This is a genomic window from Agrobacterium sp. fls2-241-TYG-188a (assembly GCF_030209845.1).
Genome location: NZ_JARVRD010000003.1, coordinates 424,885 through 437,006 on the forward strand (window position 1 = coordinate 424,885; position 12,122 = coordinate 437,006).

Consider the following 12,122-nt stretch of genomic DNA (forward strand, 5'->3'; position numbering starts at 1 on the left):
CGACGCCATTTTTCTATCCCGCGACGAGGCTATGGAAACCACGCATGGCCGCACGGCAACGCATCATCCCCGTCAGGCGCGAATATAATCGCTGGGTCGCCAACCAGACGCTTGAAGACTATGCGCTGCGCTTCACAGCCAAGAGCGCCCGACAGTTCTCATCCAGCCGCATTTCCCACACCGCCATCGGCGCCATCTCTTTTCTTGCGCTGGAAGCCATCGGCGGCGCCATCACCCTCTCCTACGGCACGACCAACGCGTTTCTCGCCATTCTCGTCGCCTCCGCCGTCATGCTGGCTGTCGGCGTGCCGATCAGCCGCTATGCCATCCGCTACGGCGTCGATATCGACCTTCTGACGCGAGGTGCAAGCTTCGGCTATATCGGCTCCACCATCACATCCCTGATCTACGCCGCCTTCACCTTCATGCTGTTTGCCATTGAGGCATCCATCATGTCCGGCGCGCTGGAACTGGCGCTCGGCATACCCCTATGGATCGGCTACATCATTTCCGCCGTCATGGTCATTCCGCTCGTCACCCATGGTGTGCGCCTCATCAGCCGGTTCCAGATCATCACCCAGCCCTTCTGGATCGTGCTCAACATCCTGCCCTTCATCTTCATCGCTTTTCTGGATTGGGAAAAGTTCGATCTCTGGCGCGCCTTTGCCGGCATTCATCACGCGTCCGGTCCTGCGGGGACGATGGCTGATTTCAATCTGGTCGAATTTGGCGCGGCTTCTGCCGTCATACTGGCGCTGATGTCGCAGATCGGCGAGCAGGTGGATTTCCTTCGCTTTCTGCCAGCCGAGGGAAAGCTGAAGCTGCGGCATCGCTTTGCCGTCTTTCTCGCCGGTGCGGGCTGGGTCCTGGTTGGCGTACCCAAGCTTCTGGCGGGGTCGTTCCTTGTCGTGCTGACCTTCAGCTCAGGCGTGCCGGTAGATCGCGCAGCCGATCCCTCGCAGATGTATCTGACGGCATTTGGCTACATGATACCCAATGAAAATGCCGCCTTGCTGCTGATGGTCGCCTTTGTTGTCATCTCGCAGCTGAAGATCAACGTGATGAATGCCTATGCCGGGTCGCTGGCATGGTCGAATTTCTTCTCCCGGCTCACCCACAGCCACCCGGGCCGTGTCGTCTGGCTGGTGTTCAACGTGCTGATCGCGCTGCTGCTGATGGAACTCGGCATCTACCGGCTGCTGGAAGAAACGCTGGGCATCTTCTCCATCATCGCCATGGCGTGGCTCTGCACCATCTCGGCTGATCTTTTCATCAACAAGCCGCTCGGCCTTGCACCACCCGGCATCGAATTCAAACGCGCCCACCTCTACGATATCAACCCGGTTGGCGTTGGCACCATGACGCTGGCCGCAACAATCGCGCTTGCGGCACATTTCGGCATGTTCGGCGCCATCGCCGCCTCGCTCGCACCCTATCTGACCTTGCTCGTTGCCTTCACCGTCTCTCCGTTGATCGCCTGGGGCACCAGGGGCAAATTCTATCTGGCCCGCAAGCCACGGCAAAAATGGGCACAGGAAAGCAGCATCACCTGCTCCATCTGCGAGCATCCTTTCGAGCCTGAGGACATGGCCTGGTGCCCCGCCTATGCCGCGCCCATCTGTTCGCTCTGCTGCTCACTGGACAGCCGTTGCCACGATATGTGCAAGCCAAAGGCAAAGCTGAACTACCAAGTGGCAACCGTTGCCCGCTCCTTTCTGCCGGATGATCTTGTGGCCCGGCTGGCGACACGGCTTGGCCGTTACGCCATGTCGGCGGCACTCGCCATCATCGTGCTTGGGGCAACGCTGGCGCTGATCGCCCATCAGGTCGGGGCCGCCTCCCCCGCCACGGTGGATGTGGTCAATCGCACCATCCTTGCGGTCTTCTTCGTCTTCGCCGTGATAGCGGGTATCGTCTGCTGGTTTCTGGTTCTCGCCCATGACAGCCGGGTGGTGGCAGAAGAGGAATCTTCACGCCAGAACACGCTGCTGCTCAAGGAAATTGCAGCCCACAAGAAGACCGATGCTGCACTTCAAAACGCCAAGGACACGGCGGAAGCTGCCAACCGGGCGAAGAGCCGCTATGTCGTCGGTCTCAGCCATGAATTGCGAACGCCGCTCAATGCCGTCCTCGGCTACGCCCAGATTCTGGAGCGTGACGACACCATCCCGCAGCCCCGCCAATCGGCAATCAAGGTCATCCGACGCTCCGCCGATCACCTCTCCGGGCTCATCGACGGGCTGCTGGACATATCCAAGATCGAGGCAGGCCGTCTGCAGGTCTATTCCAACGAAATCAACATTCAGGATTTTCTCGACCAGATCCTCGATCTCTTCCGTCCGCAGGCGCAGGCAAAGGGGCTGGAGCTGAAGCACACCCGCACGCGAGCGCTTCCACAATATGTCCGCACCGATGAAAAGCGCCTGCGGCAAATTCTCGTCAATCTTCTGTCAAACGCCATCAAGTTTACCGATGCAGGCGAAGTAGGCTTCGATGTGGCCTATCGCAGCCAGGTCGCGACCTTCACCATTTCCGATACCGGACGCGGCATTGCCGAAAAGGATCTGAGCCGGATCTACGAACCGTTTCAGCGCGGCGAGGCTGAAAGCCTACGCCCCATGCCAGGGCTAGGCCTTGGGCTAACCATCACCCAGCTACTGACCAACACACTGGGCGGTGAAATCTCCGTTGTGAGTGAAAAGGACAAGGGCTCGACATTCAAGATACGGCTGATGCTGTCTGCTGTGGACCGTCCCAGCACCGCACCGGCACCGCAAAAGACCATCGTGTCCTATTCCGGCCCGCGCAGGACCATCGTCGTTGTCGATGACAATGAGGACCATCGTGAACTGATGCGGGAGGTACTGAGCCCGCTCGATTTCGTCGTGCTGACCGCGCAGGGCGGACCGGATTGCCTGGCTCTGATCGAGGGCGTCAAGCCGGACCTTTTCCTCATCGACATTTCCATGCCCGGCATGAGTGGCTGGCAACTTGTCACAAAACTGCGCGAGGCGGGCCAGACCGCGCCGCTGATCATGCTTTCTGCCAATATCGGCGATGGCTCCATTGCCGGTGCGGGCGAGGACAACCACAACGACACAATTGCAAAGCCTGTCGATATCCGCCAGCTGTGCGACAAGCTGGCGGTCCATCTTGGCCTGACATGGGTCTATGATACCGATGTCGTCGTGCCCGCCAAAAACCCGACGGCAGAAATGACCTCACCGGGGCCATCCCACGTCAAGGATTTGCGCCAACTGGGCGAAATCGGTTATATAAGAGGCATCGAGGCAAAACTGGCCGATCTCGCCAACACCCCGAAAAACCTTGCCTTTACGGAAAAGCTGAGCACCTATGTCCAGGTATTCGACATGGCGGGCTATGCAGATTTTCTCAGCCAGTTCGATAGCCCGGACACCATCAAAAAGGACAGTCAGCCATGAGCGTACCGTCTGCCGCGCTGGCGAAAGATATCGTGCTTCTGGTGGATGACAGCCCGGATGCGCTGGGCTTTCTGACCGAGGCGCTGGAGCAGTCCGGCTTTTCCGTCCTGATCGCAACGTCGGGCCAGTCTGCCCTCAACATTGCCGAACGCATCACCCCCGACATCATCCTGCTGGATGCCGTCATGCCCGCCATGGATGGATTTGAAACCTGCATCCGGCTGAAATCCAATGCGGCGATCACGCAGGTCCCTGTCATTTTCATGACGGGGCTGACGGAAACCGAGCATGTGGTCAGGGCACTCGGCTCCGGTGGCGTCGACTACTTGACCAAGCCGATCAATATCGACGAATTGCGCGCCCGTATTCGCGTTCACCTCTCCAATGCCCGGTCAGCCCAAAGCGCACGGGTCGCATTGGACGCAGCAGGCCGACATTTGCTGGCGGTGCGCGCCAATGGCGCCATTCACTGGTCCACGCCGCAGGCAACGCGGCTGGTCAATGCCGCAACCGGCCGCGATGACGGGCTTGATATGGTCTCTGTCCACATTTCAAAATGGCTGTCAGACCGCGGCAATGATGCACTTCGCGATGCACCGCTGACGATTCAGCCGGCGGACGGGGCGATGTTGCAACTGACGTTTCTCGGCGCGATGGGGCCAGACGAGCATCTGTTTCGTCTGACAGCAGCCAGCGACAAGTCAGCCGACGCGCTGCTGCGGCAACATTTTGCCCTCACCGTGCGCGAATCCGAAGTGCTGCTGTGGATTGCAAAAGGAAAGGCCAACCGGGATATCGCCGATATTCTCGGGCTTTCCGCAAGAACGGTCAACAAGCATCTGGAGCAGATATACGTCAAGCTCGGCGTGGAAAACCGTGCCTCTGCAGCCGTGAAGGCAGCGCATATCCTGCACGACACATAAAAAAACGGGCGCAAAAGCAGCGCCCGCCTTTTTCATTACGAAATGCCGGTTTTAGCGGCAGATACGCGTTTCCTTCACGACCACGCGACCGTGATGATGCGTGCGCACCTTCTTGACAAAGCAATCGCGGGCAACGCGGTGGTGGCGCGGGCGGTACTCTTCGCGCATAGGCGTACGTACCTTCTGCGTCGTGGTGACCGTTACGGTTTCAGCGTAGGATGGCGCAGAAAAGGTGAAGAAGGAAGAAACGGCGATCAGGGAAGAGATGAGGATGGTTTTCATGGATGAGACCTTTTGTTTGGGTTGCTGACAAACGCGTGATCTCGCCAAGGGTTCCAACTCCAAATATTAATCCTGCGTAATATTGCCACGCTCAAAAAGCACTTGGCGTACAATAGTATAGGAGACTGGATATGAGACACAGGGCAGACAATCTGGTCATCCTTTCCGGCTGCTCGGGTGGTGGTAAATCCACCCTTCTGGCAGAGCTTTCCAGGCGCGGTCATGCGACCGTCGAGGAGCCCGGTCGTCGCATCGTGAGGCAGGAAACGTCAGGTCAGGGTACGGCCCTTCCCTGGATCAATATGGAAGCATTTGCCCGTCGCGCCGTCGCCATGTCCCTCGAAGATCGCGAAAATGCGCCTGCGACAGGCTGGGTGTTTTTTGATCGGGGCTTAGTGGACGCAGCCTCTGCCCTACACGCTGTGGCCGCAGACAGGCTGCTTCATGGGTTGAGGAACAGCCACCGCTACAACAGCCGCGTCTTCCTGACACCGCCATGGCCTGAGATCTATGTCTCCGATGGCGAGCGTCAGCATGATTTCAGCGCCGCCGTTGCGGAGTACGAACGGTTGCTCCGCGATTACCATACTCTTTCCTATGATCCCGTGGTGCTTCCGAAAGTCAGTGTCAGCGAGCGTGCGGATCTGGTTCTGGAAATGCTGGGCTGAGCCAGGATCAACGTGCCTGAAGCAATTGCGATACGGTCACCAATTCCAAGCCTTTCTGGCGCAATCCGTCTATGATCAGCGGCAGAGCCTGACGCGATACGTCGCGGCTGCGATACATCACATGCAACAGAATGATCGAGCCGCTCTTCGCGTGATCAATGACGTGTTTGGCAAGGGCGTCGGGGTTGCCGGCGAGGTCGGGATAGGATTCCGGCTCCACATCCCACATGATTGTCTTTCTGCCATGCTGCGAAAGATACCAGGGCAGGCTCACAAGTTTCTTGCCGAAGGGCGGGCGAAACAGGATCTCGCCCTCATAGCCTGCAGCACGGATGGCCGCATCGGTACGCTCCACCTCGTCCTTGACGCTGGCGGGGCCCATGAAGGCCATGTTCGCATGGCTATAGGAATGGTTGCCGATCTCATGGCCCGCATTGACGATCATCCTCGTCTGCGCCAGATTTTCACCCGCCTCTTTGCCAGTCAGAAAAAAGGTCGCCTTGGCATCTCTCTCCCGAAGGACTGCCAGAACATCATTGGTAAAACGTGCCGATGGTCCATCATCAAGCGTCAGAGCGACAAGTGGCTTGGCGGTCTCAACCCTCGCGACCATCTCGCCGAACAACTGGGATGTTCGGGATTTGCTGTAGAGATGAAGGCCGAACAAGCCGACGGACAGGAGAACGACAACAATGAGGCCAGCGGCATAACGCCAGAACATGAATGCCACCTTTGATTGCATGATCGATGGCCATTTGTTGCGGGCTTTGTTGGCAGTATTGTGGCACCTGCTCAGGGGTCAAGAAAAAGCCCGGCATCTCTGCCGGGCTCCTCATCGTCCATTTCGTGGGGATTACATGCCCTGCTGGAAGTAGCTGTACTTGCCGTCCGGGCCCTTCTTCCACTCGTACATGACGTAGCCTGGAAGCTTCGGGTCGCCCTTTTCGTCGAAGGAGAGTTCGCCGAGAACGGTGGAGAACTTGCCCTTCTTCATGGCGGCAGCAACGGCTTCAGGATCGAGCGAGCCTGCGTCCTTTGCAGCAGCAGCGATGGTCTGTACGGCAGCGTAGGAGTAAAGCGTGTAAGCTTCAGGGTTGAAGCCAGCAGCCTTGAACTTGGCAACCAGATCCTTGTTGGCAGGGTTGATGGTTGGATCAGGACCGAAGGTGTTCAGCGTGCCTTCAACCGCGTCGCCAGCGATGGAGGCAAGTTCGTTCGAAACGATGCCGTCACCGGAAACGAGCTTGGCCTTCAGACCCTGGTCGGCAGCCTGGCGGATGATGAGGCCAGCTTCGGTGTGGAGACCACCCCAATAGATGACCGATACGCCAGCTTCCTTCATCTTCGCGATGAGGGCCGAGAAGTCCTTGTCGCCGACGTTTACGCCTTCGTAGATGGCTTCCTTGACGCCTGCAGCGTTTGCAGCCTTCTTGGTTTCATCGGCAAGACCCTGTCCGTAAGGTGTCTTGTCATGAATGATGGCAACCTTGGCATCCTTGAAGTTGTCGGCAAGATACTTGCCGGCAATGCCGCCCTGCTGGTCATCACGGCCGCAGGTGCGGAATGTGTTCCACAGGCCGCGTTCGGTGAAGACCGGGTTGGTCGCCGCTGGCGTGATTTCGAGAATGCCGTTTTCAGCGTAGACTTCGGAGGCAGGAATGGAAACGCCGGAGTTGAAGTGACCGACGACAAACTTGACGCCGTCAGCAACGAACTTGTTGGCAACCGAGATGCCCTGCTTCGGGTCGGATACGTCGTCGCCGAGTACGATCTTGATCTGTTCACCGTTGATGCCGCCGGCAGCGTTGATGTCTGCCGCAGCCTGCTCAGCACCCTTCTGGAGCTGTGCGCCGAAAGCCGCATTCGGGCCGGTCAGCGGGCCGCCAACGCCGACAAGAATGTCAGCCCAGGCAGAACCACTGAAGGCGACCATTGCGGTCAGCGCAACTGCGGAAAGAAGAGACTTCTTCATTATATTACTCCCAGTTCCATGGTTGGGTTGATTATCCCTGCCTGCTCAGCACCCACCTTAACTGCTCAGGCTGTTCCACTCATGCGGGCATTCTGAATTCAGAAAAACGCCGCTGTCAATCTTTCTTCTTATAAGAAAATGATGAAGTTCGGTCGTAGAGCCAATAGTAGTTATTGACCATCTGGCTGGTGCGTCTCATGCGGAAACCAACCGTTGCAAAAGCCAGCAGAACGACGACGTCCATCAGGTAGTAAAAGCCGTCCAGCATGGGCCCTGCAAAGAGCGCATGGTGCAGAAAGCGCATCACAACACCCAGGAGAAGCGTGTAGATAACAACACGCGGATATTCGTCCCAGCTGTCGGCAACCGACTTTCCGGTCCGCCAGGCCGTCCAGAAACCGAGAAGAACAACCAGTCCGCGCAGCACATAGCGAACACCGCTGTCACTTTCGAAAAAAAGTCCCTGCATCTTTTTCCCCATCAGCGCCCTTGGCAATTTGCCGCAGACCTGCCTTTGTTTCTCGCCCGCCGTTTCCCGGCCAGCATTATTGTTATGTCTTTCGCCCGTGCCGATGCCAGACACACCGGGGGCCGTATCGATCCGCGCCCGCGAGGCGGACGCGGATAGTCTCAGTGGCGACCGCCTTCGAGATAGGCTGCCCGCACTTCCGGATTGGCCAGAAGCTCCTTGCCTGAACCGCTCATCGTGACCTTGCCGTTGACCATTACATAGGCACGGTCGGAAAGCTTCAAGGCTGCGAAGGCGTTCTGCTCCACGAGGAACACGGTTAGACCTTCCTCCTTGTTGAGGGTCTTGATCGCCTCGAAAATGCCCTTGACGATCAGCGGCGCGAGACCAAGCGAAGGCTCATCCAGCAACAGCAGCTTCGGCCGCGACATCAGCGCACGGCCGATGGACAACATCTGCTGCTCGCCACCCGAAAGCGTGCCGCCGCGCTGGCTCTGCCGCTCTTTCAGACGAGGGAACATCGTGAAGATCTTTTCGACGTCCTCTTTGAAGTGCTTGAGATTGTCCAGATTGGCGCCCATCTGGAGATTTTCCAGAACGGTCATGCGCGGGAAGATGCGACGTCCCTCAGGAGATTGCGCGATGCGGCGTCGCGCGATCAGGTGTGTCGGAATTTTCGTAATGTCTTCGCCATCGAAAATCACCGAGCCGGTGCGCGCCTGCGGGCTGCCGCAGATCGTCATCATCAGGGTTGACTTGCCTGCACCATTGGCGCCGATAAGGCTGACGATTTCGCCGCGGTTGACGACGACATCGACACCGGCCAGCGCACGAATGTTGCCATAATAGGTTTCGACATTCTGGACTTTGAGAAGGGGTTCACCGGACATCAGACGGTCCCCCCGCCGAGTTCTTCTGCAATCACTTCTTCCACTTCATCATCTTCGACACCGAGATAGGCGGCGATGACCTTGGGGTCGTTCTTCACGTGATCAGGCGTTCCATCGGAAATCTTCTGGCCATATTCCAGCACCACGACGTGATCCGAAATCTCCATGACGACGGACATGTCGTGTTCGATGAGAAGCAATGACGTGCCTTCGGCCCGGATGCCGCGCAAAAGATTGTTGAGCGCGAGCGATTCCTTCGGGTTGAGACCCGCAGCAGGCTCGTCCAGGCACAGCAATTCCGGCTCGGTGCACATGGCTCGGGCAATTTCCAGACGACGCTGCGCGCCGTAGGGAAGATCGCCAGCCGGATCGTCTGCACGATCGGTCAGCTCTGCCTTGTCCAGCCAGTATTTGGCCTTTTCGATCGCCGCACCGGCAGCCTTGCTGTAGGTCGGCAATCCCAGAAGCCCCAGGATCGTGTAACCCGATGCCTTCATCAGCGTGTTGTGCTGGGCAACCAGAAGATTTTCCAGAACAGTCAGGCCGGAAAACAGCCGGATGTTCTGGAAGGTGCGGGCAACCTTGGCTTTCTTGGTGATCTCGAAATCGGGCAGACGCTCCAGGAGATGCTCCTCGCCCGTCTTGCGCCGCATCGTGATCATGCCCATCGTTGGCTTGTAGAAGCCGGTGATGCAGTTGAACACGGTCGTCTTGCCGGCTCCGTTCGGTCCGATCAGCGCGGTGATTTCGCCGCGACGAGCCTCGAAGGAGAAGTCGTTGATGGCCATCAGGCCGCCGAACTTCATGGAGAGATGCTCGACCTTGAGAATGGTGTCTTTTGTCATTGCAGTGTTTCCGGAAGCCATCAGCCGTGACCTTCCTTGGTGAAGCTGCCGGAGACCGACTTGCGTTCTTTCAGGAAGGCCGTTGGTTCACGCGAACCGACGAAACCGCGGGGTTTGAACAGCATGACGATGACCATCGCCAGACCGAACAGCAGCATGCGGTAAAGTTCCGGCGTGAAGTCATTGCCGAAGACGTGCTTGAGGAATTCCATCTCGCGCAGCAGCTCGGTGCCGCCAACCATGACGACGGCGGCGATGGCGATACCCGTCAGAGATCCCATGCCGCCGAGAACGACGATAGCGAGAATGACGGCCGATTCCAGGAAGACGAAGCTCTCAGGTGAGACGAAGCCCTGACGTGCGGCAAAGAAGGAGCCCGCAAAGCCACCGAACATGGCACCGGTCGCAAAGGCGGTCAGCTTGGTCTTGACGGTGTCGATGCCAAGCGAACGGCAGGCGATTTCATCTTCGCGCAATGCTTCCCAGGCACGGCCAATCGGCATGCGGCGCAGCTTTATCGTCACATAGGCGGTCAACATGCACAGCAGCAGAATGACATAGAAGAGGAAGATCTTGTAATAGGCGGACGACATCGACAGGCCGAAAGCCTTGGCGAAATTGTTGGGCGCGCCGACATCGAAAGACCAGATGCCGAAGACGGATGCCTTGGCGATGCCGGAGATACCGAAGGTTCCCTTTGTCACCTCGGTCCAGTTGAGCAGGACGAGGCGGATGATCTCACCGAAGGCAAGCGTGACGATAGCAAGGTAGTCACCGCGCAGACGCAGAACCGGGAAACCAAGGATGATGCCCCAGAAAGCCGCCAATATGCCGGCCATTGGTAACAGCACCCAGAAAGACAGGCCAAAGTAACTGGACAGCAGTGCATAGGAATAGGCACCGACGGCGTAGAAGGCGACATAGCCGAGGTCCAGCAGACCGGCGAGGCCAACGACGATGTTCAGACCCCAGGCCAGCATCACATAAATCAGGATCTGGATCCCGAAGTTGTCGACCAGCTTGAGAGAGCCCTGATAACCGAAGAGACCGACCGCAATTGCGGGATAGATCAGCAGGAAAACGAGGGCGATCTTCAGGAAGTGCTTATGAAAAAAGCCCTTCTCTTCGGAAATCTCCAGCACGCCCGACTTCGCTTTCGCCAGCTTGCGGCGATTGAGATGCGGACGGATGAAGCCGACGACCAAGAACCGGCCAATGGCTGCGATTCCAACGAAGATCGCCAGAAGGCCCCAGCGGGTACCCCAGATCAACTGGTTGTTGATGTCCTGATAGGTCACGACACCGACGTAGAGAATGAACATTCCCAGCGAGACGACGCCCGCAAAGAGACCCTCTTTTACAGCTTGCGCCATGAGGTTCGAATCGGATGATCCATTTTCGGAAGCAATGTTCGCCATGATATCAAACCTTCTCGACTTCCGGACGGCCCAGAATACCGGTCGGCTTGAAAATCAACACGAATGCCAGGATTCCGAAGGCTGCGACATCCTTGTACGCGATGGAGAAATAGGCTGACCACAGGCTCTCGATGAGGCCGATGAGAAGGCCGCCCAGCACGGCGCCAGGAAGCGAACCGATGCCGCCCAGAACCGCTGCCGTAAACGCCTTGACGCCTGGAATGAAGCCATCGTTGAAGGAGGCGACGCCGTAATACATGAGGTACATGGTACCCGCCACGGCAGCCAGTGCAGCGCCCATGACGAAGGTGATGGAAATCGTGCGATCCACATCCACACCCAAAAGGGCGGCCATCTTGCGGTCCTGCTCGGTCGCACGCTGGGCGCGGCCAAGCGGCGTCTTGTTGACGATGTACCAGAAGGCAAACAGAAGCACTGAGGTGATGACGACAATCAGCAACTGCTTGAGCGAGATGGTGATGGCGCCGAAATGGTAGACATCAGTAACAAGTGCCGGGATCGGCTTGTTGCGTGGGCCCTGCGTTACCTGAATGAAATTGGACAGGGCAATCGACATACCGATGGCGGTAATCAATGGCGCGAGCCGGAACGAACCGCGCAACGGCCGATATGCCACGCGCTCGATGGCCCAGTTCCACAGGCCGGTCATCAGCATTGCAACCACCATCATCACCAGAAGAAGGATGACGACGGGAATGCCTGCAAAGAACGATGTAAGAATAAGGAAGACGATCAATGCGGCAAAGCCGCCAAGCATGAATATATCGCCATGGGCGAAGTTTATCATGCCGATAATGCCGTAAACCATCGTATAGCCAATAGCGATAAGGCCATAGATCGATCCAAGAGTCAGCCCGTTTATGAGCTGCTGGATAAAGTACTCCATATCTTTCCCCCGGACCCACTCTCAACGGAACAGGTCTCGTTTTATGTTGATGCCGGGGGCTGCATTTTCTGTCCCCCTTGGTTAAAACCCATATCGCGTTCGAAAGAAATGTGAAGTCAAAAATCTGTAAAACAGCTTATTATTTAGGATTTCCCCATCGAATGCCGAAGCAAGGCACATAACGACCATATTTTTGGCAGATCCTGCTTTAAAAAGCAGCTTGCAGAGCGCGTTGCAGCACTATGCTGAGATATATTTCGTCCATCAGATTGCTCGCGTTGTCATGCGGCGCTCAAGAGCGTATG

11 protein-coding genes are annotated in these 12,122 nt (G+C 57.4%); 3 read left to right on the forward strand and 8 right to left on the reverse strand.

Features of this window, described 5'->3' with window-relative positions; all coding sequences use genetic code 11:
• Positions 1 to 44: 44 nt before the first annotated feature.
• Together QRN85_RS16000 and QRN85_RS16005 are read left to right on the forward strand one after the other, a co-directional pair.
• The gene (locus QRN85_RS16000) at positions 45 to 3,443 is read left to right on the forward strand and encodes a hybrid sensor histidine kinase/response regulator (protein ID WP_284759287.1); all 3,399 of its coding nucleotides are present in this window, start codon (positions 45 to 47) and stop codon (positions 3,441 to 3,443) included.
• The gene (locus QRN85_RS16005; protein WP_284759289.1) at positions 3,440 to 4,366 is read left to right on the forward strand and encodes a response regulator transcription factor; all 927 of its coding nucleotides are present in this window, start codon (positions 3,440 to 3,442) and stop codon (positions 4,364 to 4,366) included. Before QRN85_RS16000 ends, QRN85_RS16005 begins: the two co-directional genes overlap by 4 nt.
• Before the next feature lie 51 nt (positions 4,367 to 4,417).
• On the opposite strand, the gene QRN85_RS16010 is transcribed toward QRN85_RS16005, so the two are convergent.
• Positions 4,418 to 4,648: a hypothetical protein gene (locus QRN85_RS16010; protein WP_062584861.1), complete on the reverse strand. Its 231-nt coding sequence runs from the start codon at positions 4,646 to 4,648 to the stop codon at positions 4,418 to 4,420.
• A gap of 131 nt (positions 4,649 to 4,779) precedes the next feature.
• Here QRN85_RS16010 and QRN85_RS16015 point away from each other — a divergent pair, with 131 nt between their 5' ends.
• Positions 4,780 to 5,316 (forward strand): AAA family ATPase, encoded by a 537-nt coding sequence (locus tag QRN85_RS16015; RefSeq protein WP_284759292.1) that lies wholly within the window; start codon positions 4,780 to 4,782, stop codon positions 5,314 to 5,316.
• Between the two features lie 7 nt (positions 5,317 to 5,323).
• Here the strand turns inward: QRN85_RS16015 and QRN85_RS16020 are convergent, their stop codons facing one another.
• The 7 genes from QRN85_RS16020 to QRN85_RS16050 form a co-directional block, all read right to left on the reverse strand.
• Complete coding sequence (locus QRN85_RS16020; protein WP_284759294.1) at positions 5,324 to 6,037, reverse strand: polysaccharide deacetylase family protein; 714 nt, start codon at positions 6,035 to 6,037, stop codon at positions 5,324 to 5,326.
• Positions 6,038 to 6,169: 132 nt separating this feature from the next.
• On the reverse strand, positions 6,170 to 7,288 hold the full coding sequence (locus QRN85_RS16025) for a branched-chain amino acid ABC transporter substrate-binding protein (protein ID WP_062584856.1): 1,119 nt from the start codon (positions 7,286 to 7,288) through the stop codon (positions 6,170 to 6,172).
• Between the two features lie 115 nt (positions 7,289 to 7,403).
• Positions 7,404 to 7,757: a DUF6867 family protein gene (locus tag QRN85_RS16030; protein ID WP_062585592.1), complete on the reverse strand. Its 354-nt coding sequence runs from the start codon at positions 7,755 to 7,757 to the stop codon at positions 7,404 to 7,406.
• Positions 7,758 to 7,918: 161 nt separating this feature from the next.
• Complete coding sequence (locus QRN85_RS16035; RefSeq protein ID WP_062584854.1) at positions 7,919 to 8,647, reverse strand: ABC transporter ATP-binding protein; 729 nt, start codon at positions 8,645 to 8,647, stop codon at positions 7,919 to 7,921.
• On the reverse strand, positions 8,647 to 9,513 hold the full coding sequence (locus QRN85_RS16040) for an ABC transporter ATP-binding protein (RefSeq protein ID WP_113094379.1): 867 nt from the start codon (positions 9,511 to 9,513) through the stop codon (positions 8,647 to 8,649). The genes QRN85_RS16035 and QRN85_RS16040 overlap by 1 nt, the downstream gene beginning before the upstream one ends.
• Positions 9,513 to 10,865: a high-affinity branched-chain amino acid ABC transporter permease LivM gene (livM, locus tag QRN85_RS16045; RefSeq protein WP_502870793.1), complete on the reverse strand. Its 1,353-nt coding sequence runs from the start codon at positions 10,863 to 10,865 to the stop codon at positions 9,513 to 9,515. The genes QRN85_RS16040 and livM overlap by 1 nt, the downstream gene beginning before the upstream one ends.
• A gap of 49 nt (positions 10,866 to 10,914) precedes the next feature.
• Entirely contained in the window at positions 10,915 to 11,817 is a 903-nt protein-coding gene (locus QRN85_RS16050) for a branched-chain amino acid ABC transporter permease (RefSeq protein WP_062584847.1), read from the reverse strand.
• Positions 11,818 to 12,122 lie beyond the last annotated feature (305 nt).